Origin of the sequence: Chryseobacterium piperi (genome assembly GCF_002285635.2) — a bacterium.
GTDB lineage: Bacteria > Bacteroidota > Bacteroidia > Flavobacteriales > Weeksellaceae > Chryseobacterium > Chryseobacterium piperi.
Map to the genome: position 1 here is coordinate 3,704,569 of NZ_CP023049.2, position 23,606 is coordinate 3,728,174.

Here is a 23,606-nt window from a genome sequence, read left to right on the forward strand (position 1 = left end):
TTAATAATAAAACTATAAAATAAATTTTAAAAAATTATCAAAAATGAAGAAAACTTTCCTTTGTGGGATTCTGGTATTGTCTGTTTCATTATCAGCACAACAGCAGCAAAAGATATGTGGTTTTGATGATGTTCAACAACCATATCAAAAACAGAATAAAGAAATTGATGAGATGATTCTCAAAATCCGTAATCAAATTCTTAAAAACGGCACGGCCGGCTCAAATAAAAATGCCTTTAAAACAGTGAACGGGGTTTATGAAATCCCTGTTGTTGTACACGTAATAGCACCTACAGGAGCTGCTATAGGAACGGCTTATAATAAAAGTGATGCTGATATTCAGGCATGGTTGGAACATTGTAACCAAATGTATGCAGGTACCTATCAATGGTCTCATACAGTTCCCGGAGATTTTGGAACTGCTGCCACAATGCCCATAAAATTAGTATTGGCAAAAAGAGATCCTAATTGTAACCCCACTACCGGGATCATAAGATATAATGGCGGAAGCATTTCCGGGTATGATGCTTATGGGATCAAGCGTAATGGCTCCAATGGAGTAACCACAGCGCAAATAAAATCTATCGCTCCTCATTGGACGGAGTCTTCTTATTTCAATATATACATTATGAATAAAGTAGATGGTGGCGGAACTTATGGAATTATGGGCTGGGCTGGTTTACCACAAAACCCGGATTCTTCCTATGAATCATTTATGAAATCTTTCGTTGTTACATTGCAAGACGATGTTACTTTAGCTCATGAATTTGGCCATAGTATGGGATTACTGCATACTTTTGGAAATGCAAATGCAGATGCTCCTGCAGGAACCTCTTCTACGGCATATTGCCCGCCTCAGGCTACTAACGATTGTACCAGAGATGATGATGGAGTTTGTGATACGGAAAGATCAAGAAGCTTACTGAATGATTTTCCTGTTCCTACCAATAATGATATGAATTACTGTACCGGAAGTAATTACCAAGGGGTTCAGTATAACATGATGAATTACACCAATCCACCGGCATTTAAATTCACCAATGGGCAGCATGACAGATCAGCTACGTATTTCTTCTTAATGAAAGGTTCTTTAAGTACTTCGCTTGGGGCAACACCTCCTGCGGCAGCTGCTAATCTAGGAACACCTATCCCAGCGTGTGCTCCAAGTGGCTTAACTAACGGAGCTAATAATAATTATTTTGTGGGTCCTACTTTGGTTAAATTAGGAAATATTAATAATGCTTCCAGTGGTGTATGGATGAATTCACCGAATTATTATGAAGACTATACCGGTTCGAACTGTTTAAGATCTGCATCAACAGAATTACAGGTCAGCCAATCTCAAAACCTACAGGTAAATGTTTCTGATGAAGGAAACTCTGTACGTACATGGATTGACTATAATAATAATGGAACTTTTGAAGATTCTGAGTTAGTGGCTTCTGGTGATAATATTGCCGTTGATCCAACGACTTTAATTGGAGTTTTCAATGCAAGCTTTACGGCTCCATCTTCTACAGTACTCAATACTCCATTAAGAATGAGAGTTATTGTAGATTATCAGAATACGAATATTACACCTTGTGGTCAATTATCATGGGGGCAAGCAGAAGATTATACCGTTAAGTTTGTTACCACATTAGGTACTAATGAAGTTAAATCTGATAATGATGACTTAATGATTTATCCAAATCCAATTACAAGTGGAGATAGTGTATTCATTAAAGCTAAAAATGGTAAAAACCTTAAAGTTGCGATTTCCGATATGTCTGGTAGATTGATTGTAAATAATCCATCTTTAACTGAAGAAGGAAGTGGAGTCTACAGAATCAATCAAAAACTTGAAAAAGGAGTCTATATGGTTCAGATTTCTAATGGGAAAGATAACAAAGCATCCAAACTGATTATTAAATAAATATTTTAGCACAATCAGTAAGAGAGGCTGTCTCAAAAGGACAGTCTCTTTTTAGTATTTCATTGAAAAAAGATTTCGATATTTTGAATAAAAAAAATATCTTGGAAAAAAGAAGATATAAGTCAAAAAAGCAGTCTGTTTTAGGCTGCTTTTGACATTTTCTTTAGATTGTGGGCAATTGCGAGTATGCCGATTTCTACCTCGACTTTATTTTTTCCCCGAAGCATGAATCGTTTAAAATTTTTGTTGTGTTTGAGCTCTGCAAAAACAGGTTCAACATCATGGGATCTTTGTTTTCTGAGTTTGATGCCCTTGCTGGTATTAAGAAGTTTGAAAACCTTTTCTCTGATTTTTGCCAATTTAGGATTGTTTTGTGAAGTGGTTATTTGTCCCGATTTCTGATCTTTTCTGAAGTAATTATATTTAACATAAGCTTTTATTTTCTTAGATTTTAACAAGTTGTAATTTTCTTCTGAGCCATAACCAGCATCAGCAACAAGCTCTTTGGGAGCTTTATGATAGCTTTCTTCAAAACCCAGTAAATGAGTCGCTAATGTTTTGGTGTCTGTTGGGTTGGGATGAATTGAATAATGTAAAATGAATTGTCTATGGGTAGAAATTTGTAGATTGTAAGCGGGTTTTAGTTGTCCGTTTCGCATATGATCCTCCTTCATTCGCATAAAAGTAGCGTCTGTATCGGTTTTGGAATAGGAATTTCTATCTTCTAATAATTCTTGCTGTTTTTTATATTTCTCTAAATTATCTGCCCAGTTTTTCTTAGCATAATTCAGTTTCTGACGAACTTTTGAAGCTACTTTTTTATCTTTCAAAACTTCATTGATCTTTTCGATGGTTTGAGTTACTTTTTCAGAATCTACTTCTTTAAAATCAATACTTTCTGTATTTTCAAGCTCGTCTTTGGCAACTGTTTCTGCATAGTTCCAAAGCTCTTCTAATTGCTCTGCAATCCTTTCTTTGTGTTTTTTGACAGCTCTTCCCCAAACAAAAGTATAGCGATTGGCATTGGCTTCTATCTTGGTGCCATCTACAAAAGTGGTTTTCAGACTTACCAAACCTTCCTTTTCCAAAAGAAGAACAATTTGTGTGAAAATAGCTTTAATCTCACCTTTCAATCGTTCACTACGGAACCTGTTTAAGGTGTTATGATCGGGACGGCTCATTGCAGAGAGCCACATAAAATGGATGTTTTCTTTCAAGGCCTGCTCCATTTTGCGGCTTGAATAGATATTGCTTAAATAGCCATAAATCAAAACTTTCAAAAGCATTTTCGGGTGGTAGCAAGATGTTCCGCCAGGTTTGTAGGTTTTAATTAAGCTTTTGATATCCAAGCCATCAATAATGTTTGAAACAATTTTCACAGGATGTCGCTCATCAATCAACTCCGATAAATTGGGAGGAAAAAGCAGATTTTCTTTGGGGGTGTAATCTTTAAAGACTACTTTTGACGTACTTAACACAATGCAAATTAATCAATTTGCAACTATTAGGAAAGCGAAAGCTTTCCTTTTTGCATAAAAAAGGCTATCTCTTTTGAGACAGCCTCTTTTTAATTGGAAAATAAAATTATTTTATTTTGACATATTTGAATTTCTTCTTAATGACCTTATTGAGAAATGTTCCCTTGGACTTTACCATCTTAAGCTGATCAGCAATTTTTTGTGGAACTTTCAGGTAATCATAAATAGCCCCTGACTGATATACAATTCGTAATATTTCAGTTTTAGGAAAGTACTCATAACTATGTACAACTGAAGAGGGCATAGTAGAGAAAATGCAAAAAATATTCCTTTATAAAATGAAAAGACCCTCCGAAATTCGGAAGGTCTTCAATTATATACAATGGGTATTTTACTTTTTAAAATTCTCTTTGAAATCCTCAATTCTATAATCGGTAAGCGCATTACCTTTTTCAATCTTTTCTTTTGAATACAACCGGAAATCATTTTCGGTTTTTTCCAGTAGATAATCATAAGGACCTACATGGGAAATTAATTTAACCAGTACCGGAGAAATTTCGAGACAGATGAAAAGCCCCATAATAAAAGTGGCTGCTAAGCCGATGATTGCTGAGTTTTTTCCTAATTCATCTAAAGCCTGTAAACGGGCTGCAAACCCATTGAATTTGTCTTCAAAGGTCTCTGTAGATTTTCTTTCTGTTTCAAGGTTGGTATAGACTTTAGAAATTTCCTTATCTAAATATTCGAGTCTTGGGGCAACCTGTTTCTGATAATTTTCTAAATCTTGTCTTCTTTGTTCTTTAAGCTCTTGCTTTCGCTTCGCATTAGGTCCAAAACCTTCTTTTCCGCTGGTTAAGCCGGATTGTTTTCCTAAAATTTCTTTTTCTAATTCTACGGCAGCGGAATCATAAGACTTCTGATATTGTAACGTTTTCTCTGAAATCTGTTTCTTTTCGGTTTCGAAAGGTCCGCTTTGCTGCAGGATTCTTCCGGTCATCTCACCCTGAAGTTGCTTTTTGTTTCTCTGAATAATAGTATTGAGCTGTTTATTAACCTCTTTCTCAAAAATTTTAAGCTCTAATGGCTTTGAAATAATAATTCCTAAAAAAGTGGCTAGTATCAAACGAGGGATGGCCATTAAAATCTGATTCCACCAGGTTCCCGTCTTTTTTATAGACGAAACGATATAGCGGTCCAGATTAAAAATCATTAATCCCCATAAAATTCCGAAGCCTGCTGAAGTCCAGATATTGTCGAATACTGTATACATCGCATAGCCTGCAGAAAGTGTCGCAAAAACTGCTGTGAAAAGAACAATACCTCCAATGCCTGAGAATTTGTTCCATTCACTTGGTGTTTTTCTTAAAATATGAATATTTCCTCCGGAGCATACCATCAGAAACTTCTGGAACCAATTTATTTTATGATTCATCTGATTTATAGTTTGTTGGTCATTTTTCATAATTGAAAATTTATACAAAAGTAATACTAAAAATCATACCAATGCTAAAGATAGTATTATGTTTTACCAAGTATAGACTTGTTTGTATTTATGTGTTTGATTTTCAGTTATTTATTTTATTGTGTTGAAATATTACTATCTTTAAGTGAATAATACCAAAATCATGAAAAATTTAATAGGACTTTCGGCGATCAGTACGACTTTACTTTTATGCTCATGCAATAAAGAAAAAACGATTGATCAAGAATTAAAGGAAGCAGCGGCAACGATGAATAAGCTTGGTCCTCAGGTGATGAGCAAAGGGATTCGTTTAGATAGTGCTTCTGCTTCCGGGAATAAGAGTTTTAAATACAGTTATACCTTATTGGAAGATGTAAAGGAAAGCGTGACAGAAACTGAAATCAGCCATTTTAAAAGTGAAGCGAAGGAGAGTGCTGTTAATGCTTTAAAAACCTCTCCTGATATGCAGATCTTCAGGGATAATGATATCACTTTGACCTATGTCTACTATGATAAGAATGGAAAGCTTACAGCAGATTTTTCCATTAGCCCGTCAGAGTATAAGAATAAATAAATTGACTATTTTAATCGATCCGGGTTTTGTTTCAGGAAGCTTTCCCAGCCCGAGAAAGATTTTGTATCTGCGATAGTTCCTGAGTTGAAATGGTGGCATACCGCTACGGCAAGGCCATCGGATGCATCCAGATATTTTGTAGGAAACTCTTTCAGGTTTAAAAGGTTTTGAAGCATTCCGGCTACCTGTTCTTTACTGGCATTTCCATTACCGGTAATAGCCATTTTTATTTTCTTGGGAGAATATTCTGTGATCGGAATATTCCTGTGCAGGCTTGCGGCCATAGCAACTCCTTGCGCTCGGCCTAACTTTAACATACTTTGTACATTTTTACCAAAGAAAGGAGCTTCGAGTGCCACTTCGTCGGGATGATATTCATCAATCAGAGCAAGCGTTTTATCAAAAATATATTTGAGTTTGGTTTCGTGATTGGGATATTTTTTTAGAATAAGTTCATGAATCGATATCATCTCCATTTTCCCCTTCTTAACGGAAATAATCCCGAATCCCATAATGGCAGTCCCTGGGTCTATACCTAAAATTATTTTTTCTGGAATCATTGAGTCAAAGATATGACTTTCTGCTTTTTTTTCATTAGAAAAAAAATAATAAAAATAAATCTTAATTTGGTGAAATCTTCTTAACTTCATCAAAAAATGATCATGAAAAATTTACTAAACCTTTTCGTGTTTCCTGTTTTTGTTCTTTGTAGCTTTCTGCAAGTGAATGACTTAATGACAGGAGGCCCAATTAGAAATGAAAAATCACAGGAAGGCAAAAATCAGATCGGCTACCTGTTTTTCAAAGTTGAAAAAAGTAGTTCAGGTATGGAAAAAATTACCTTGGAGGGAAAGAAAATAACAGGAGGAAAGCTTAAGGCTATTCCTGCTTTTGACAGAAGTTCTCTTGGTATTGGAGACTTTATTGTGTCTTTAACCGATGCTAACGGGAAAGAGTTTACAAAGCAGATTGTTGAAGATCCATTGAATCAGAACATGGAAAGTTTTGAAAAAGAGGGAATCAAAAGACATAAAGTTTCCCTTAATAGTGCAGAATTCAGTATTCGGTATCCTCATTCTTCCGAAATAAAAATTGTGAAAATTGAGAAGGCCACCAATGCTGGTAATCAATTATTATTTACCCAAAAACTATAGCCATGAAAAAAACTTTACTTTTATTACTTATCAGTACCTTCTGTTTTTCCCAGACTTTTCAAACAGTAGCGCTGCTCAATAATGGTTCTAATGATAACCGCATTAATATTGCGGTTTTAGGTGATGGGTTTACTTCAGCACAACAAAATAATTTTGTGTCGTCAGCACAATCGACGATTAATTATCTTTTTACCAAAAGCCCTTATACAGAATATAAAAATTATTTTAATGCCTATGCTGTAAAAGTTGTTTCGACCCAGACTGGTGTGAAGCATCCCGGAACAGCAACAGATGTTACGGAACCCGTAATTCCTGTTTCCAATCCTAATAATTATTTAGGCTCTTCTTTTGACTTTGGGGTTCACCGATGCATTTACAGCAATACGACCAATAAGGTAGCACAGGTACTGGCAGCAAATGTACCGGATTATGATATTACTTATGTTCTCGGAAACTCTACAGAATATGGAGGTTGTGGCGGAACATATGCATTTGCATCCTTAAACGGGGCTGCGAATGAAATTGTCGTTCACGAGCTGGGTCACTCATTCGGAAAACTTGCTGATGAATACTGGTTTGCAGGAACTGGAGAATCTCCCAATAAGACTCAAAATTCTAATACCGCAACGATCAAATGGAAAAACTGGCTTGGACTGAATAGCGTTGGAGTATATCCTTATACTGAAAGCCCTTCATGGTACCGTCCGCATCAGAATTGTGAAATGAGATATTTAGACAGACAATTCTGTTCTGTATGTAAAGAGGCCATTATTGAAAGAATACATTCCCTGGTTTCTCCAATAGATTCTTATACACCAGCGAATAGTAGTACCTTGAACGGAAATGCTGCCGCTACATTTACAGTGAATGAAGTTTTGCCTATTCCTAATACATTGGTCAACTCATGGATGCTTAATGGAACTACTCTTTCTTCAACCAGCAATTCCTTGACCGTTTCTCCGGGGCAGTTAAATAACGGTACTAATACCCTTATTTTTTCGGTAACGGATAACAGCCCATTAATAAAAGTTACTAATCATAATACAGTTCATTTGGCAACCATAACTTGGAAATTGAATAAATCCTCTACATTGAGAATATCTGAAGTTAAAGCCGAAGAAAGGAGATTTAGTATTTATCCAAATCCTGCTGAAAATGAATTTTACATCCGAGGTAAACAGAGTTTTTCTAAAAATGTAAAAGTAGCATTGTATGACGGAGCAGGTAGAATGATTCCTGTGAAGTTTGAAATGAAGGATTCTTCAACCATCTGGGTAGGTATTCAAACGATTCCGACAGGGACTTATACTTTAAGTGTTATGGAAGACGAAGGTCTTATTATTTCTCAGAAAATCGTAAAAGAATAATTTCTAGATATTCATTGCTATAAAAAAGAATCGACCTTATAAGACCGATTCTTTTTATTTTAATTCTTTTTGTGCTATAGGAACCCATCTTCCGTCATGGCGAAGAACTAATATTTTATCAACTATGAATTTAGTTTTGTAAGTTTTCTCTTTGTAAATCTCCCATGCTTTCAGGTAGTTCTCGTAACTTAAATCTCTGTAGCCAACTGTCATATGAGGAGTAAAAGAATATTTCATAAAATTAAAATGTTGTTTTACTCTATGGTGAAGTGCTGTCAAATTCTCATTAGGCACTGGATGAACAAATAATACAGGATTTTTAGGATTGGGGAAACTTCCAAATCCGTTCAGCTCAACTTCAAAAGGTGAAAGGTTTGTATCAATTTTATTAAATGCCGTAAGGATGTCACTTTCCAGCTCAATTTCCCTTGAAAAAGGAGGAAATAAGGTGATGTGTGCATCATTTTTAATAGCCTTTGAATTATGATAATTTATAAACAGATCCTGTTTAAAAAATTTGATCTCGTCAATGATCTGTTGAGGGGGATAGATGGCTATGAAATACAATTTTTTCATGGAAGCAATTTAGTGCTATTTTCAGGAACCGTGTTGATCATTTCTTTTTTCAGATCAATGACTGTATTTTCAATAGCGTCCGTTGCTTTCTTTATTTCAATATGAGGTTTAAAGATTGAGTTTTTCCCTTTGGACTCATCGGCAATATTAGAAAGTATAATCACTGAGGTTTTAGTTTCGGGATAGTAAATATTAAGGGATGGGGAGCCTTTAATATATCCACTGTGGAAATAAGAAACAGGTTTTCCGATATTCATCATAATACCATATCCATATCCCATTTTACCAAACACGGCATGTTGTCTTTCTGAGCTCTTGGAGATAAATCTATTAAGGGTTTCCGGTTTAATGATCTTTCCTCCGTATAAAGCGTGGTTCCAGATTTGGAGATCCTGTATTGTAGAAAGAATACCACCCGCAGGTGTTCCGATTTCTTTTCCGCCCAGTCTCTTAGGCATGTTAGGCACTTTCTCTGCATTTTTTTCAGTTCCAAGATAAGCGCTTGCGAAGTTTTTACCATTGCCATTAAATGAGGTTCCTGTTGAAGAATTGCTCATTCCGGTTTTTGAAAATAATTGTAGGACATTCTCATCATACGTTTTCCCGGTAACCTTCTCAACGATTTTTCCTAATGCATTAAAGCCATCATTGGAGTAGAAAAAACCTGTTCCACTTTTGAAAAGTAACCTTCCTCCGAACATATTCAATCCTGATGTGTGGTTTAAAAGTTGATGAATAGTAATATTTTCATATTCTTTGGTCTGGAATTCCTTTAGATACTTTGAAACCTTATCCTCTGTATTTAATTGGCCTTGTTCTGCCTGAAGCAGGATGAGAACCGCAGTAAATTGCTTGCTTACAGAGCCGATAGCAAAAATTGTATTGTTGTTGATCTTGGTTTTATTTTCAAAATTAGAAAATCCGTTTTCTTTTTGATACAGTTGAACCGAATCTTTGAAAACACCGACACTTCCATTAAAGTTATATTTTTTAAATATAGAATCAATCTGGCTGGCTAGCAATTTTTTCTCAAATGCTGTAATAGCTGAATCTACAATCGCATTTCTGTTAATAGTATCAATAGGTTCCGGAGTATTCTTACAAGCGGTTAAAGAGAAAACAATGACTAATAAAGTCAGTAATAGATTGGAAATTTTCAACATTTGTCTTTAAGTTTATGCTAAAAACCCAGCAAAAAGGATGCAAATCGAGTATTTTGAATTAAAAAAATAAGTTTTAAGTTTCAAAGCTATTCGGTAAAACTAGCCAAAAAGGGAATTATATTTTCATCACATTAAGCACAGAGGAATTAATTTAAGGATATAATAATGATTGCTCTGTCTGGATAGAAAGAAAATTTATATGAAAAAGATAAAAAATTACGTATCGGATGATAATTATGTAAATAAAAATAGGATAGAAAGTAATACTTTTGAGTAGATTATTGCTCTAAAAATGAAAACATACCTTGAAAACGATTTGTCTCAAATTGACCATTTACTGGACATCATAAAAAAACAAAGTATATCGTATCTCGATACAATATCGGATAGACGAACATCTGTTGAACATGATGTGTTCTTTGATCATGAATCATTACCTGAAGAAGGTTATGGAGCGGAAAAAGTACTGGAAATCTTTAATGAAAGATTTGAACAGGCTATCGTTGGGTCATCAGGACCGAGATACTGGGGATATGTTACCGGAGGCTCTACGCCTGCTTCCATAGCAGGGGATTGGCTTGCTTCGGTGTATGATCAAAATACACAATCATCAAAAGGGCAAGGAGATGTTTCTGCCATGATTGAATTAGAGGCTATCAATCTGATGCTGGATCTTTTAGGTCTTCCTAAAAGCTTTCTAGGAGGCTTTGTTACCGGAGCGACCATGTCCAATTTTACTTGTATGGCAGTAGCCAGACAATGGATTGGAAAACAGAAAGGAGAAGACATTGCTAAAAATGGAATTTCTAGTCCTCTTAAAGTTTTAACAGCTACACCACATTCTTCCAGTTTGAAATAACTTTCACTTTTGGGAATAGGAAGCAGCAATACCATAAAGATTAAAACCATTGAAGGAAATCGAGAAGCCATGTGTATGAGTGACCTGGAAAGCCGGATTATCGAATTACAAGGCGAACCATTCATTCTGATTTCGAGCGGTGGAACCGTAAATACGGTAGACTTTGATGATTTTAAAACCATTGCAGAGCTCAAAAAGAAATATAAATTCTGGTGGCATATTGACGCTGCATTTGGTGGTTTTGCTGCTTGCTCTGATAGCTACCGACATTTGATAGAAGGATGGGAATGGGCAGACAGTATTACGATAGACTGTCATAAGTGGCTTAATGTTCCTTATGAGAGTGCGGTATTTTTTGTAAAAGAGGACTATAAAATTTTACAGGTAGAAACTTTTCAAAATTCCAATGCTCCTTATCTGGGAGATCCGTTAGAAAATTTTAGTTATTTAAATTTTCTTCCCGAAAACTCAAGAAGGCTAAAGGCTTTGCCTGCATGGTTTTCAATAATGGCTTATGGTAAAAAAGGCTATCAGCAAATTGTAGAAAATACGATAGAGCTTTCAAATCAATTCGGACAACTCATTGAAAACGGTGAACATTTTAAGCTATTAGCTCCGGTACGGCTTAATACGGTTTGTTTTACCCTGAAAACTCAAGAAGATCAGGATAAGGTTAGTCTATTTTTGGAAAGGCTTAATAGTACAGGCAAAGTTTTTATGACGCCTACTTTTTACGATCAGCACAAAGGGATAAGAGCTGCTTTTGTGAACTGGAGAACGGATGAGAGAGATGTTGAGATGGTATTTAATCTAATGAATGAAATAATGCTAACCTTAAAATAAGGAATAAAGCTAAAAAGACCAACATACCATTTATAAAATATTCGTGCATTCGTGGCTTCAGAATTTATTGCCACGAATGCACGAATAAAAATAGCAGACTGAAATTATTTCGACAGGGCTATTATTTATAGTAATCTGCAGATTATCTGGATATCAAATCACAAAACCAGAAGACATACTCATCATCATTTTCGTTATCCTCAGACTTAGGCTTTGGATATGTTTTCTTTACTATTTCACCTACTTCGAACTGAATGGGGTTTTTAAAAATAGGCCCATCAAACGTGAAGGTATGAAACTCACCATTTTCTCCGCAAGGATCTACATTTTTAGGGAGATCAGCTAAAAATTGTTCATCAATAATTCTTCCTGCGAAACTTTTGTCCAGATAGGTTTCATTTACACAAGTGACAATCGTTTTAAAACCTAAATTCAAAAATTCATGAATAAGGCTGGTTGTATTTTCTTTCCACAATGGAAAAACAGCTTCCATTCCGACAGCTTTTAGTTGTTCTTCTCTATAAGTACGAAGGTCTTCTAAGAAAATATCCCCGAAAATAGAATAGGTGATACCCCGTGATTTCATGTCATTCATCTTTGTATTCATCAATTCACGATATATTTCCATGGAAGGTTCTTTGGGAAGTTCCATCTTAATTAAAGGAATGCCAATACTCAATGCCTGTTGCTCTAAAAGAGAAACGTGAACCCCATGCATGGAAATTCTCTGATACTCTTCATTAATGCTTGTAAAGAGGCATGTGACTTCAAATGTGTTACTTTTTAGAATTTTATATAATGCAAGTGCAGAATCTTTTCCGCTACTCCAGTTAAACAGAGCTTTTGAGATTTTCATTAATTAGTGATGTTTTTTATATATTTATTGTAATGTTTTGTAGGTTAGAGTTGTCTTATTAATAAATGGAGGTCCTTGTTTTTTTAAATTTAAACGAAATTAAACAAAATACAGATGAAAAATTTACTATTTGGAACGGCGGTTCTATTTTTAACAGGAATTACAACCCCTGTTTTTTCGCAAAAAGCTGAAACACCAAAATTTGTTGGGAATATTGAAGGGATAAAAGAATACTCTTTGAATAACGGAATGAAAGTTCTTTTAATCCCTGATGCCTCACAAAGTAATATGGTCGTCAACATTATTTATAATGTGGGCTCAAAAGACGAAGGGTATGGGGAAAAAGGAATGGCACATTTGCTTGAACATATGCTGTTCAAGAGTACTAAAAATCTTGGCGATATCAAAAAGCAGCTCTCTGATAAAGGAGGTCAGGCTAATGGAACGACCTGGTACGATAGGACGAATTATTTTGAAATTTTTCCTTCTAATGAAGAGAATTTAAAATGGTCTTTGCAAATGGAGGCTGATAGAATGATCAATGCGACCATCTTGCAAAGTGATCTGGATAAAGAATTTTCTGTGGTAAGAAATGAGTTTGAGATCGGAGAAAATGATCCTACAAGAGTCATGATCCAGAATGTATTCTCAAATGGATATACCTGGCATAATTACGGAAATAGCACAATCGGGAGTAAAGAAGATATTGAGCGTGTAAAAGCTCCAACACTACGAAAATTCTATGAAAAATACTATCAGCCTGATAATGCAACTTTAATTATTGCTGGAAAATTTGATGAGAATAATGCTTTAAAATATATTTCAGAATATTTTTCTGTATTACCGAAGCCTGCTCGTGAGTTGGGAGGAACATATACTGTAGAGCCTGCACAAAATGGAGAAAAATACTTTGAAATTAAAAGAAATAATGATAAGCAAATCATAGCTGTTGGTTATCATACATCAGCGTATGCAGATAAAGATTATGCTGCCTTAGCAGCACTTTATGAGATTCTTACATCCGACCCTTCAGGATATTTATATAAAAGTTTAGTGGAAACTCAAAAGGTTTCTGCTATCTGGACGTTTAATCCGGCCTTGAGAGATCCGGGAATGGTCTATTTTAATTTTGACGTTTCCAAGGATAAAAATCTGGATGAAATTACAAAACTTGTAAGAACAGAATTAGATCAAATATCATCCATGAAGTTTACCCAGGAAGATCTTACAAGAGCGAAATCAAAGTTGGTTAAAGGTATCGAGAATAAAAAAAATAATACTATTAATTATGCGATTGGTCTTACGGAAATTGTAGGGGCAGGAAATTACAAACTCAATTTTCTTTACAGAGATAATGTAGAAAATTTGAAATTGGAAGATATCAATAGAGTGGCTCTAAAATACTTTAAGAATAATAATCGTACCATAGGAGTTTTCAGGCCTTCTCCAAATGAAGAAAGGGTTTTCCCTACAGAGTTTAGAGATAATCAGCTTGCGGATTTGGTAAAAGATTATAAAGGAAGAGCTTTGGAAAAAGAGCCGGCTCCTTTTGAAGCCTCTATTGCTAACATTAAGAAAAACCTGACAGAAGGAAAGCTTTCTAACGGGATGAAATACGGGCTTATTAATAAAGAACTTAAAGGGGATAAGATACAGGGAACTTTCCGTCTCAGAATCGGAAACGAAAAAGATCTTCAGGGTAAAGAAGCGGTTGCAGGCATGGCTGCATCCTTATTAAAATCGGGAACTAAAACCAGAAAAAAAGAACAGATCCAAGATGATTTGGATCAGATGAAATCTTCGGTTTATGCTTATGTTTACGAACAGAATTTAATTATTGGTATCAATACCTATAAACAGTACTACCCGAAGGTAATGGCTATTGTACAGGATATGCTATCCAATGCGACATTCCCTGAAAATGAACTGACTAAAACGATTACTGAAACCAATACGCAATTAGAAGGACAGCTTAAAGATCCTCGGGCTATTGCAAATAATGAATTGCAAAGAATGGCTTCTCCATATCCGAAAACAAGTATTTTTTATATTGCTCCTTTGCAGGAACAAATTGATAAAAATAAAAAAGTAACCAGAGCACAAGTGGTCGATTTCTATCAGAATATTATGGGCGCTTCAGATGGTGCAGGAACCTTGATTGGTGCAATTGATTCAAAACTAGCTTCCTCTGAATTAGAGAAGACATTTGGGAAATTTACTGCTAAATCAAAATTTGTAGAAGTAAAACCAACATTTTTTGACACTAAAAAACAAGATAAAAATATCATTACCCCAGATAAAGAAAATGCAGTAGCCCTTGGAACTTCAAGCTTTAAGATGACACAAGACAATCCTGATTATCCGGCTTTGGTAATGGCTAATGAAATTTTAGGAAGTGGAGGATTTCTTTCCGCAAGGTTACCAATGAGGTTGCGGGAAAAAGATGGGATTTCTTATGGGGTAGGTTCCTATCTGAATGTTCCGATTACCAATGATGTGGCTTCCTGGAACTATTATGCTTTTCTTAATCCAACCAAGAGGGATGCTGTAGAAGCTGCTGTAAAAGAAGAGGTAAATAAAGCATTAGCTTCTGGGTTTACTCAGCAAGAGTTGGATTCTAATAAGCAAAGCTATGGTAATCAAAGAACAACAAGTTTAGGGTCAGATAATACACTCATGAATTTGGTTAACAATAATCTTCTTTATGGAGTTCCTTTGGAAAGGTTTGATGAACAGAATTTAAAAGTTCAGAATCTGAAATTATCTGAAGTTAATGCAGCCTTGAAAAAATACCTTTCTGAAAATAATATAATTTCTGTTTTTGCTGGGGATTTTAATAAGAAGTAATGCTTGATTGTATTGACTCAAATAACAAAGCCGTAGATTAAAAATTCTACGGCTTTGTTATTTGTTTAATATTATATTACATTACATATTTCTTCTGTACTTACCACCTACTTCAAATAAAGCATTGGTGATTTGTCCAAGAGAACAGTATTTTACAGCATCCATCATCACTCCAAATAAGTTTTGTTGGTTGATCGCTGCATATTGCAATTCTTTTAAAGCTGCTTCGGATTTATCCTGGTTTGCTTGCTGGAAATTATGAAGCGTTTCAATCTGAACCTGCTTTTCTTCTTCAGTAGAGCGGATGACTTCTCCCGGGCGAACCGTTGGTGAACCATCTTTACCAAGGAAAGTATTTACTCCGATAATTGGGTATTCTCCCGTATGCTTAAGCCATTCATAGTGCATGGACTCTTCCTGGATTTTTGAGCGTTGATACATGGTTTCCATCGCACCAAGAACACCACCTCTTTCTGTAATTCTGTCGAACTCTGCATAAACCGCTTCTTCAACAAGATCCGTTAATTCTTCTATGATAAATGAGCCTTGAAGAGGATTTTCATTTTTCGCTAAACCTAATTCTTTATTAATAATCAACTGGATAGCCATCGCTCTTCTTACCGATTGCTCTGTAGGGGTTGTGATAGCCTCATCATAAGCATTGGTATGAAGAGAATTACAGTTATCATAGATAGCGTATAACGCTTGCAATGTGGTCCTGATATCATTGAAATCAATTTCCTGGGCATGAAGAGAACGTCCCGAAGTCTGAATGTGATATTTTAGCATCTGACTTCTTTCATCGGCTCCATATTTTATTTTCATAGCTTTTGCCCAGATTCTTCTTGCTACACGTCCGATCACTGAATACTCAGGGTCGATACCATTGGAGAAGAAGAATGAAAGGTTAGGTGCGAAATCATTAATATCCATTCCACGACTTAAATAATATTCCACATAAGTGAAACCATTAGCCAATGTAAATGCTAACTGGGATACCGGATTGGCACCAGCTTCTGCAATATGATATCCTGAGATAGAAACCGAATAAAAGTTTCTTACTTTTTCCGTAATAAAATATTCCTGAACATCACCCATCAATCTTAGAGCAAATTCTGTCGAGAAGATACAAGTATTTTGTGCTTGATCCTCTTTTAATATATCTGCCTGTACCGTACCACGTACTGTAGCGATCGTATGGGCTTTAATTTTTTCGTAGTCTTCTTTAGGAATTACTTCATCTCCGGTGATTCCTAATAATTGTAGCCCTAACCCGTTATTTGAAGGGGGAAGTTCACCATTATATTTTGGTCGCTCTAATCCTTTATCGTCAAATTTTGCCTTTAGAACAGCTTCAACTTTAGCTTCTAGCTTGTGTTCTGCAATATATTTTTCAACGTTCTGATCAATAGCAGCATTCATAAAGAAAGCTAATAACATGGGAGCAGGTCCGTTAATGGTCATTGAAACCGAAGTCATTGCATTAATCAGATCAAATCCTGAGTATAGTTTTTTGGCATCGTCTAATGTAGCGATAGATACGCCTGCATTTCCGATTTTACCATAGATATCCGGTGGTAAAGCAGGGTCCTGACCATATAAAGTTACTGAGTCAAATGCAGTAGATAGACGTTTTGCCGGCATTTCTGCAGAAACGTAATGGAATCTTCTGTTGGTTCTTTCCGGACCTCCTTCCCCGGCAAACATTCTTGTAGGGTCTTCACCAGTTCTTTTGAATGGATAAATCCCCGCTGTATATGGGAAGTTTCCCGGAAGATTTTCCTGACCTTTCCACTGAATCAGATCTCCCCAATCATGATATTTTGGTAGAGCTATTTTGGGAATTTTCAGATGAGATAAAGATTCTGTTGAGGTTTCTACTTTGATTTCTTTTCCACGTACAAAATAGGAGAAGAATTCTTCATGGAAAGCCTTCTTAGTATCTTCCCAATTTTCAAGGAAGTCAATATTTTCCTGTTGAAGATCTTTTTCTGCTTTTTGATATTCAGCGTCTAAAGCTTCATTGGAAATAATATTTTTAACCCCTTGGATATGATACATTTTTCTGGCTAATTCTGCCTGTTTTTCAACAATGGCATCATAGTGTCTGTTATTTTCAACAATTTCAGAAAGGTACCGAACTCTTTTAGGTGGAATGATAGTGACTTCGTCTGTAATTTCCTGTTCAATAAAAGTTTTGAGGTCTAATTCTGAAAACTGATCATTTACTTTTGAAATTAATCTGTTGTATAATTCTGTCGTTCCATGATCATTAAACTGAGAAGCTTTGGTAGCATATACCGGCATATCATCTAGCGGACTTTCCCACAAAAGGTGGTTTCTTTGGAACTGTTTTCTTACAGCCTGCAAAGCGTCTAAAGCACCTCGTTTATCAGATTTGTTAAGTGCTACCAGATCTGCATAATCCAACATGTCAATTTTTTCTAACTGTGTAGATGCTCCATATTCAGGAGTCATCACATACATTGAAACATCAGCAAAGTCAGAAACCTCTGAGCCTGACTGTCCGATACCTGAAGTTTCTAAGATAATAACATCAGGGTGAGCCAGTTTTAAAACGTTTAAAGCTGAGTGAATGAATGGAGAAACAGAAACATTATTTTCTCTTGTTGCCATAGAGCGCATATAAACTCTTGGATCATTGATCGCATTCATACGGATTCTATCTCCCAATAGAGCACCTCCGGTTTTCTTTTTGGAAGGGTCAATTGAGATGATGGCAATTTTTTTATCGGGATTTGATCTTAAAAAGCGTCTTACCAGTTCATCAGTTAAAGAAGATTTTCCGGCCCCACCGGTACCCGTAATTCCGATAATAGGAATGATTAAATCTTTTGCTTTATCATCAATTGCTTTTACCAGTTCAGGCTTTTCATCTGAAAAGTTTTCAACAGCGGAAATAACTTTAGCAATGCTGGTTGAGTTTTCAAAGCTGATTGAATCTAAATCTTTAGCCGTAACATCTTTTCCTGTTGCGAAGTCTGATCTGTTAACCAGATCATCAATCATCCCTTGAAGACCAAGCTCACGTCCGTCGTCCGGAGAATAAATTCTATCGATCCCATAAGACATTAGGTCTTCAATTTCGTCAGGTAGAATAACACCGCCTCCGCCGCCAAAGATTTTAATCTGTGGGGAGTTTTTTTCTCTTAACAGGTCGTAGATATATTTGAAATATTCATTATGACCTCCCTGATAGGAGGTTAAAGCGATAGCATTAGCATCTTCCTGAATAGCTGTATTAACAACTTCCTCTGCTGATTTATCGTGACCAAGGTGAATGACTTCGCATCCCGTTCCCTGAATAACACGACGCATAATATTAATTGCCGCATCATGTCCGTCAAATAACGACGCTGCGGTTACAATTCTTACTTTGTTTTTAGGAGTATATTTTTGGGTTTCCATAAAAAATCTAGAAAATTTCTGAATTCTCAAATATAACAATAAAATAAGAATCGGGTTTTTATGGTTAATTGATTTGTTTACAGTTATTTATTGTATTTTTTGTGCTTGTGTTTTCCCCATATGGAAGAAGGGGTAGATAAGAAGTAAAAAGTAATTTACTTACTTTTGCAGAATATTTTATAGTATGCAAAAAGCTTTGGTTTATTTCGCTCTCGGGACTGTGGTTAGTTTTCTGATCAATTATTTTTTCTTAAGTAGCCAGAATATCGGTCTTGATCTCTATTATGCAATTGCTTTCGGGTTTGCCTGGGGATTAGCTTATTATCTGGATACCCCAAACTTTACACTGTCACAAAAACTCGGATTATCTTTTGCGGCAATGGGAGTACTGGTAGTAATTGGAACTCTTATTTTTAATATACAGCTTGCGATCCCATCTATTCTTAAATTTTCAACTGTTTTTGTAGCCTATTATTTAATAGCAAGCTTTAGGGGAAGTAAATCTTTGCGGAATTAGTGCATGGTTACAAAACTGATATAAGTCAATATCATAAGCATAAAAAGTAATCCGATACAATTGATTATAAATAAAAGAGAGCCTTTTAAAATGCTTGCTCTTTTGCTATTTTCATAAACCCTGTGGTGTGCAATAAAGAAATAAGCGCAAGTATAAAAGAATAGTGCGGTGTAACAAAGTCCGAAAATAACTTTAATAATAGTATAACTTGGAACCACTGCTATAAGATGATTGGCAAGAATAAAAATTAAAGTACTCGATAAGAGAAAGGAGAAGTAATGGAGTGTAAATATTCCATGGTCAAAATACCACCACTTTTTCTTATTGTGAAAAATCCAGAGAAAAAAAGCAAATACAGGTAGGTAAATAAAAAGAGCTTTCGGAAATGAATGGATAAATGTATCTACGAAACGGGCTATAATTTCCTTTCTCTTGAGACCTCTGTCCTGCAAATGAAAAATCTTTTTTGCAAAAGGTCTTACAGAGGTGTAGGTTCGGCCTCCTTTGATACTTAAAGAATCGTATTCTTTCATTGAAGTCGCTCCCAATATTGCAAACTGATCTTTTTGAGAACTCAGGATTTCTTTTTTATCAATTACATCTTCAAGGTTTTTTAATTTCGAGATACCTTTATTGATGATACTATCATTTTTAGTATTGCTCTCTACAATGATTCCACTTTTTACACTGTCAATTATTTTTGCTGCCAGGTCTTTATTATCTTTTTGTATTGAATGTTTTTCTATGGCTTCATCATCTGTATCCTCAGATTGTGAGAAAAGGGTAGGGACGAAGAATGTTATAAAGCTGATAAATATGTACAATTTTACCGGAGCAACATAGAATTGTCTTTTTCCTGATAAGTATTCTTTGGTTAGTTTTCCCGGTTGGAAAAGTAAATATTTTATGGTCTTCCAGAATTGTCCGTCATAATGGGTAAAGTCTTCAATAAAATGAGTGAAAAGATAATAGAAGGGCTGTCGTGGCTGGATATTTTCCTGTCCGCAATGTGGGCAGAATCTTTCCTCTACTATATGTCCGCAGTTAAGGCAGTTTTTTTCTTCTCTTATTTTTCCGTGGCTCATGGTTTTTAAGGCTTTATGAGCAAATATAATTATTTAGAGAAAGAAAAATAATTTTTTAGTTAAAATTCCTAAAAAATAAAATTTTATACAAATAAGGAAATCGTTAATTGCTAAGTAAATGTGGGAATTGTTGTGTAAAAGTTAATAAAGTAAGAGTTTAGTATCTAAACTCTTTACTTTATCACTTGTGTTTTTAGAATCTTCTAAAACTTTTTTTTCATCGTATTTGATTTTGCAATATTTGTGCCAAGATAATTTTCCATAGATGAAATCTGTCGAATCGTTTAACCAAAACGTCTAATGGATACATTAAATCAAATATGTTTTTCCATTACAAATTTTATTTGTATCTTTGCACACCCTTAGAGGGAAAATTATGTTTAATCTTTAACTAAAACGTGTGAATACATTAAGTTACAAAACTGTTTCAGCGAACAAAGCTACTGCTAATAAAGAATGGGTTGTGGTAGACGCTGAAGGACAACCGTTGGGAAGACTAGCTTCTCAGGTTGCAAAGATTTTGAGAGGTAAGCACAAAACAAACTTTACACCCCACGTAGATTGTGGTGATAACGTTATTGTTTTGAATGCTGGGAAAATTACACTTTCCGGAAACAAGTGGGCTGATAAGACTTATATCTGGCATACAGGATATCCTGGAGGTCAAAAGTCTATGACTGCGGCTGAACTTCAAAAGAAAGATTCTTTAAAAGTATTAGAAAAATCTGTAAAAGGTATGTTACCTAAAAACAGATTAGGATCTGCTTTATTGAAGAACCTTTATTTATATGAAGGAACTGAGCACAAACATGAAGCTCAACAGCCTAAAACAATTAATATTAACGAATTTAAATAATTATTAATATGTCTATAGTTCATAAAATCGGAAGAAGAAAGACTTCTGTAGCAAGAGTTTATGTAAGACCAGGTGCTGGTAATATTACAGTAAACGGTAAAGATGCTAAAGAATATTTCTCTACAGACGTAATGGTTTATAAATTAAACCAACCGTTCATCCTTTCTGAAACTGTTGGTCAGTATGACGTTACCGTAAATGTTTTCGGTGGTGGAAATACAGGTCAGGCAGAAGCTATCAGATTAGGTATTTCAAGAGCGTTATGTGAAATCAATGCTGAATTCAGATTAGCTTTAAAGCCTGCTGGTTTACTTACAAGAGATGCAAGAATGGTGGAAAGAAAGAAGCCAGGTCAGAAAAAAGCAAGAAAGAGATTCCAATTCTCAAAACGTTAATTTCGAGATTCAAGATATCAGACACAAGATTCAGGATTTTTTTCAGTCTTCAATCTCGGCTCTTGGTTCTTGGCTCTATTATCTAAACAAAAAATTGCCCGTTACGTTTAGCATCCAAACGCTTCTCCCATCTAAAGAAGTTGTTGATTGTTTAAAAGACGGAAAGTAAACTAACAAAAACAGAAAACATGGCAAAAGCAAATGTAAAAGACCTTTTAGAGGCTGGTGTACACTTCGGTCACATGACTAGAAAGTGGAATCCAAATATGGCTCCATACATTTTTATGGAGAAAAATGGTATTCACATTGTAGACTTACATAAAACAGCAGTGAAGTTAGATGAAGCGTGCAGCGCTTTAGAAAAACTTACTTCTGCAGGTAAAAAAGTTCTTTTTGTAGCTACTAAAAAGCAAGCAAAAGAAGTTGTTGCTAAGCACGCTTCAGAACTTAATATGCCTTATATTACAGAAAGATGGCCTGGTGGTATGTTAACAAACTTTGTTACAATCAGAAAGGCTGTTAAGAAAATGAACTCTATCGATAAAATGAAAAAAGATGGAACGTTCGAAACTTTATCTAAAAAAGAAAGACTTCAGGTAGACAGACAAAGAGCTAACCTAGAGAAGAACTTAGGTTCTATCGCTGACATGGTTCGTCTTCCTTCTGCAATATTTGTTGTTGATATCTTAAGAGAGCACATCGCTGTAACTGAAGCTAAAAAATTAGGTATTCCAGTTTTCGGTATCGTTGATACCAACTCTGACCCAAGAAAAGTAGATTTCGTTATTCCAGGAAATGATGATGCTTCTAAGTCTATCGATATGATTTTGAATGTTGTTTCTGATTCTATCAGAGAGGGTCAATCTCAAAGAAAAGCTGACAAAGAAAAATCTAAAGAAGAAGGAGAAAAAGTATCTGCTGATACAGATGCTGATTTTGATGCTGAATAATTAAAGGTTTATCTTTAAAATATTTTAAAAGCAGTGGAATTTTATTCCGCTGCTTTTTTTGTCTATTATTTATTAGCTAATTATTGATGATTGTATTTTGATATATTTCAATAATAGTAGAGGACATAAAAAAACTGCTAGAATAAAATTCTAGCAGTTTTTTTATTTTAGTTTGATAAACTTATGGTATAAGAATCAGAGATGAATTTAGTAGATTGGTAAACCGATCTGCAAAGGACACCGGATAGTCTGTAATTCTGGTTTTTCGGAAGCATGGTATACCCCATTTTACCGGCAGCAATAGGTATTTTCTTATAAAAATTATTACCGCTTATAGTAAGGACCATATTACAAGGTGATTTATTCTCCACTGTAAAAGAGGTTCTGTTGTCATCAGAGGAGCCATTTAAAAGGCTATTAAGCACTTCAGTGGTGTCTGGCTTGTAAGTTTTTACAAGCTCACTGTATTCTCTTTCTATATTAGCCGTAGAAGGAGTGTTATTTGTCGTATTAGGGAATCTGTTCCTTACAGGATAATTATTATAATTGACACTGCAGCTAACCAGAGATAAAGCCAGAATACCGCAGGACAAAGCCAATTTATTTTTCATAGATAATTTTTGATCAGTAAATTTAAGATTTACTTTTAATTTATTTGCTTTGAGTCCCTATCTGTTCAGGATTGCTGATACTCAAAATAATATTTTTTTTAATGTCTTTCTTGGTCTGGTATTTCACATCACAGACATTGCTTTCAATAGTATAGCTTCCTTTTTTTATCACAATAAAGTTTTCATCGTGTGCAGGAACTGCCATATTATAGAATTTTTCGCCCTGAATTTTTAAAATCAGATTACAGTCAGAATCATTTTTGAATAGGAAGATAGCTTCTTTGCGGGTAATGTCTTCATCAAACATGGAGTTCAAAAGTTTTGCTGTCTTTTCATTATGATCCTTAGAATCTTTAGACATCAAGCGTTTAAATTCTTCAATCTCATTGGGTCTTTTAGTGGGGATTTCAGCAATTACCGGTCTTGACTCCATGGGTTTCGCATCTTTTTTACCAAGTGTCCACTGCTGGTTCTTTAATGCGATTAATTTAGATTTTAAAAGGTTTCTTTTAGGATCTTCGGGATGTGTTTTTTCTAAATACTCTTCAATTTCTTTAATATTTGTGCTTTTTAAAATGTGTTTTCTGTTTTTTTGAGCGGTAGCTAAACAGGGGGTTAAGAAAGTGAAGAATAAAATAGTGAGAAATTTTTTTTTCATCAGGATTTTAT

Annotated in this window: 22 protein-coding genes; 11 read left to right on the forward strand and 11 right to left on the reverse strand. The window is 35.1% G+C overall.

Annotation, left to right across the window (positions count from 1 at the left end):
- Positions 1-43: 43 nt before the first annotated feature.
- The gene (locus CJF12_RS16190; protein WP_034682684.1) at positions 44-1,915 is read left to right on the forward strand and encodes a GEVED domain-containing protein; all 1,872 of its coding nucleotides are present in this window, start codon (positions 44-46) and stop codon (positions 1,913-1,915) included.
- A 140-nt stretch (positions 1,916-2,055) separates the two neighbouring features.
- On the opposite strand, the gene CJF12_RS16195 is transcribed toward CJF12_RS16190, so the two are convergent.
- The 3 genes from CJF12_RS16195 to CJF12_RS16205 all read right to left on the reverse strand — a co-directional run bounded on the left by CJF12_RS16195 (position 2,056) and on the right by CJF12_RS16205 (position 4,855).
- On the reverse strand, positions 2,056-3,393 hold the full coding sequence (locus CJF12_RS16195) for an IS1182 family transposase (RefSeq protein ID WP_034681241.1): 1,338 nt from the start codon (positions 3,391-3,393) through the stop codon (positions 2,056-2,058).
- Between the two features lie 106 nt (positions 3,394-3,499).
- Positions 3,500-3,697, reverse strand: coding sequence for a KTSC domain-containing protein (locus tag CJF12_RS16200; protein ID WP_034680951.1), 198 nt, complete (start codon positions 3,695-3,697; stop codon positions 3,500-3,502).
- An 87-nt stretch (positions 3,698-3,784) separates the two neighbouring features.
- Positions 3,785-4,855, reverse strand: a complete 1,071-nt coding sequence (locus CJF12_RS16205) for a DUF4407 domain-containing protein (protein WP_034680953.1) — start codon at positions 4,853-4,855, stop codon at positions 3,785-3,787.
- Positions 4,856-5,018: 163 nt separating this feature from the next.
- Here CJF12_RS16205 and CJF12_RS16210 point away from each other — a divergent pair, with 163 nt between their 5' ends.
- On the forward strand, positions 5,019-5,429 hold the full coding sequence (locus CJF12_RS16210) for a hypothetical protein (RefSeq protein WP_051887152.1): 411 nt from the start codon (positions 5,019-5,021) through the stop codon (positions 5,427-5,429).
- A gap of 5 nt (positions 5,430-5,434) precedes the next feature.
- On the opposite strand, the gene ruvC is transcribed toward CJF12_RS16210, so the two are convergent.
- Entirely contained in the window at positions 5,435-5,989 is a 555-nt protein-coding gene (gene ruvC, locus CJF12_RS16215) for a crossover junction endodeoxyribonuclease RuvC (RefSeq protein ID WP_034681587.1), read from the reverse strand.
- Between the two features lie 102 nt (positions 5,990-6,091).
- Between ruvC and CJF12_RS16220 the strand changes: the two genes are divergently transcribed.
- On the forward strand, positions 6,092-6,583 hold the full coding sequence (locus CJF12_RS16220) for a hypothetical protein (protein WP_131329468.1): 492 nt from the start codon (positions 6,092-6,094) through the stop codon (positions 6,581-6,583).
- Between the two features lie 2 nt (positions 6,584-6,585).
- The gene (locus CJF12_RS16225) at positions 6,586-7,950 is read left to right on the forward strand and encodes a peptidase M64 domain-containing protein (RefSeq protein WP_034680957.1); all 1,365 of its coding nucleotides are present in this window, start codon (positions 6,586-6,588) and stop codon (positions 7,948-7,950) included.
- Positions 7,951-8,004: 54 nt separating this feature from the next.
- On the opposite strand, the gene CJF12_RS16230 is transcribed toward CJF12_RS16225, so the two are convergent.
- Positions 8,005-8,526 carry a 2'-5' RNA ligase family protein gene (locus CJF12_RS16230; RefSeq protein WP_034680960.1) on the reverse strand — a complete coding sequence of 174 codons (522 nt, stop codon included), beginning with the start codon at positions 8,524-8,526 and terminating at the stop codon, positions 8,005-8,007.
- Positions 8,523-9,689: a serine hydrolase domain-containing protein gene (locus CJF12_RS16235; protein ID WP_034680964.1), complete on the reverse strand. Its 1,167-nt coding sequence runs from the start codon at positions 9,687-9,689 to the stop codon at positions 8,523-8,525. Before CJF12_RS16235 ends, CJF12_RS16230 begins: the two co-directional genes overlap by 4 nt.
- A 292-nt stretch (positions 9,690-9,981) precedes the next feature.
- Here CJF12_RS16235 and CJF12_RS20410 point away from each other — a divergent pair, with 292 nt between their 5' ends.
- Both CJF12_RS20410 and CJF12_RS20415 read left to right on the forward strand, forming a co-directional pair.
- Positions 9,982-10,548: a hypothetical protein gene (locus CJF12_RS20410; RefSeq protein ID WP_316930819.1), complete on the forward strand. Its 567-nt coding sequence runs from the start codon at positions 9,982-9,984 to the stop codon at positions 10,546-10,548.
- Positions 10,549-10,557: 9 nt separating this feature from the next.
- Positions 10,558-11,391 carry a pyridoxal phosphate-dependent decarboxylase family protein gene (locus tag CJF12_RS20415; RefSeq protein ID WP_316930820.1) on the forward strand — a complete coding sequence of 278 codons (834 nt, stop codon included), beginning with the start codon at positions 10,558-10,560 and terminating at the stop codon, positions 11,389-11,391.
- Positions 11,392-11,533: 142 nt separating this feature from the next.
- On the opposite strand, the gene CJF12_RS16245 is transcribed toward CJF12_RS20415, so the two are convergent.
- The gene (locus tag CJF12_RS16245) at positions 11,534-12,247 is read right to left on the reverse strand and encodes a Dph6-related ATP pyrophosphatase (RefSeq protein WP_034680967.1); all 714 of its coding nucleotides are present in this window, start codon (positions 12,245-12,247) and stop codon (positions 11,534-11,536) included.
- 114 nt (positions 12,248-12,361) lie between these two features.
- On the opposite strand from CJF12_RS16245, the gene CJF12_RS16250 reads away from it, so the two are divergent.
- Positions 12,362-15,094, forward strand: coding sequence for a M16 family metallopeptidase (locus CJF12_RS16250; protein ID WP_034680971.1), 2,733 nt, complete (start codon positions 12,362-12,364; stop codon positions 15,092-15,094).
- 81 nt (positions 15,095-15,175) lie between these two features.
- On the opposite strand, the gene CJF12_RS16255 is transcribed toward CJF12_RS16250, so the two are convergent.
- The gene (locus tag CJF12_RS16255; protein WP_034680975.1) at positions 15,176-18,523 is read right to left on the reverse strand and encodes a methylmalonyl-CoA mutase family protein; all 3,348 of its coding nucleotides are present in this window, start codon (positions 18,521-18,523) and stop codon (positions 15,176-15,178) included.
- 184 nt (positions 18,524-18,707) lie between these two features.
- Here CJF12_RS16255 and CJF12_RS16260 point away from each other — a divergent pair, with 184 nt between their 5' ends.
- Positions 18,708-19,040, forward strand: coding sequence for a hypothetical protein (locus CJF12_RS16260; protein WP_034680977.1), 333 nt, complete (start codon positions 18,708-18,710; stop codon positions 19,038-19,040).
- Here the strand turns inward: CJF12_RS16260 and CJF12_RS16265 are convergent.
- Positions 19,037-20,125: a DUF3667 domain-containing protein gene (locus tag CJF12_RS16265; RefSeq protein WP_034680980.1), complete on the reverse strand. Its 1,089-nt coding sequence runs from the start codon at positions 20,123-20,125 to the stop codon at positions 19,037-19,039. The two genes, CJF12_RS16260 and CJF12_RS16265, sit on opposite strands and share 4 nt — an antisense overlap.
- A 400-nt stretch (positions 20,126-20,525) precedes the next feature.
- Between CJF12_RS16265 and rplM the strand changes: the two genes are divergently transcribed.
- From rplM to rpsB, 3 genes are all read left to right on the forward strand, one after another.
- A complete protein-coding gene (gene rplM / locus CJF12_RS16270) occupies positions 20,526-20,981 on the forward strand; it encodes a 50S ribosomal protein L13 (RefSeq protein WP_034680983.1) in 456 nt (151 codons plus the stop codon).
- Between the two features lie 8 nt (positions 20,982-20,989).
- Positions 20,990-21,376, forward strand: coding sequence for a 30S ribosomal protein S9 (rpsI, locus tag CJF12_RS16275; RefSeq protein ID WP_034680985.1), 387 nt, complete (start codon positions 20,990-20,992; stop codon positions 21,374-21,376).
- Positions 21,377-21,564: 188 nt separating this feature from the next.
- Positions 21,565-22,326, forward strand: a complete 762-nt coding sequence (rpsB, locus tag CJF12_RS16280; RefSeq protein ID WP_034680986.1) for a 30S ribosomal protein S2 — start codon at positions 21,565-21,567, stop codon at positions 22,324-22,326.
- Positions 22,327-22,493: 167 nt separating this feature from the next.
- Here the strand turns inward: rpsB and CJF12_RS16285 are convergent, their stop codons facing one another.
- Both CJF12_RS16285 and CJF12_RS16290 read right to left on the reverse strand, forming a co-directional pair.
- Entirely contained in the window at positions 22,494-22,937 is a 444-nt protein-coding gene (locus CJF12_RS16285; RefSeq protein WP_034680988.1) for a DUF6759 domain-containing protein, read from the reverse strand.
- Between the two features lie 40 nt (positions 22,938-22,977).
- The gene (locus tag CJF12_RS16290) at positions 22,978-23,595 is read right to left on the reverse strand and encodes a DUF6759 domain-containing protein (RefSeq protein WP_034680989.1); all 618 of its coding nucleotides are present in this window, start codon (positions 23,593-23,595) and stop codon (positions 22,978-22,980) included.
- Between the last annotated feature and the right edge of the window lie 11 nt (positions 23,596-23,606).

Bases quoted from the DNA above. Each gene is read 5' to 3' on its own strand.
- CJF12_RS16235 (WP_034680964.1), bottom strand. From the start codon at position 9,689: ATGTTGAAAATTTCCAATCTATTACTGACTTTATTAGTCATTGTTTTC.
- CJF12_RS16200 (WP_034680951.1), bottom strand. From the start codon at position 3,697: ATGCCCTCTTCAGTTGTACATAGTTATGAGTACTTTCCTAAAACTGAA.
- CJF12_RS16285 (WP_034680988.1), bottom strand. From the start codon at position 22,937: ATGAAAAATAAATTGGCTTTGTCCTGCGGTATTCTGGCTTTATCTCTG.
- CJF12_RS16265 (WP_034680980.1), bottom strand. From the start codon at position 20,125: ATGAGCCACGGAAAAATAAGAGAAGAAAAAAACTGCCTTAACTGCGGA.
- rpsB (WP_034680986.1), top strand. From the start codon at position 21,565: ATGGCAAAAGCAAATGTAAAAGACCTTTTAGAGGCTGGTGTACACTTC.
- CJF12_RS20410 (WP_316930819.1), top strand. From the start codon at position 9,982: ATGAAAACATACCTTGAAAACGATTTGTCTCAAATTGACCATTTACTG.
- CJF12_RS16220 (WP_131329468.1), top strand. From the start codon at position 6,092: ATGAAAAATTTACTAAACCTTTTCGTGTTTCCTGTTTTTGTTCTTTGT.
- ruvC (WP_034681587.1), bottom strand. From the start codon at position 5,989: ATGATTCCAGAAAAAATAATTTTAGGTATAGACCCAGGGACTGCCATT.
- CJF12_RS16245 (WP_034680967.1), bottom strand. From the start codon at position 12,247: ATGAAAATCTCAAAAGCTCTGTTTAACTGGAGTAGCGGAAAAGATTCT.
- CJF12_RS16260 (WP_034680977.1), top strand. From the start codon at position 18,708: ATGCAAAAAGCTTTGGTTTATTTCGCTCTCGGGACTGTGGTTAGTTTT.
- rpsI (WP_034680985.1), top strand. From the start codon at position 20,990: ATGTCTATAGTTCATAAAATCGGAAGAAGAAAGACTTCTGTAGCAAGA.
- CJF12_RS16190 (WP_034682684.1), top strand. From the start codon at position 44: ATGAAGAAAACTTTCCTTTGTGGGATTCTGGTATTGTCTGTTTCATTA.
- CJF12_RS16210 (WP_051887152.1), top strand. From the start codon at position 5,019: ATGAAAAATTTAATAGGACTTTCGGCGATCAGTACGACTTTACTTTTA.
- CJF12_RS16225 (WP_034680957.1), top strand. From the start codon at position 6,586: ATGAAAAAAACTTTACTTTTATTACTTATCAGTACCTTCTGTTTTTCC.
- CJF12_RS16250 (WP_034680971.1), top strand. From the start codon at position 12,362: ATGAAAAATTTACTATTTGGAACGGCGGTTCTATTTTTAACAGGAATT.
- CJF12_RS16230 (WP_034680960.1), bottom strand. From the start codon at position 8,526: ATGAAAAAATTGTATTTCATAGCCATCTATCCCCCTCAACAGATCATT.
- CJF12_RS16255 (WP_034680975.1), bottom strand. From the start codon at position 18,523: ATGGAAACCCAAAAATATACTCCTAAAAACAAAGTAAGAATTGTAACC.
- CJF12_RS16290 (WP_034680989.1), bottom strand. From the start codon at position 23,595: ATGAAAAAAAAATTTCTCACTATTTTATTCTTCACTTTCTTAACCCCC.
- CJF12_RS16205 (WP_034680953.1), bottom strand. From the start codon at position 4,855: ATGAAAAATGACCAACAAACTATAAATCAGATGAATCATAAAATAAAT.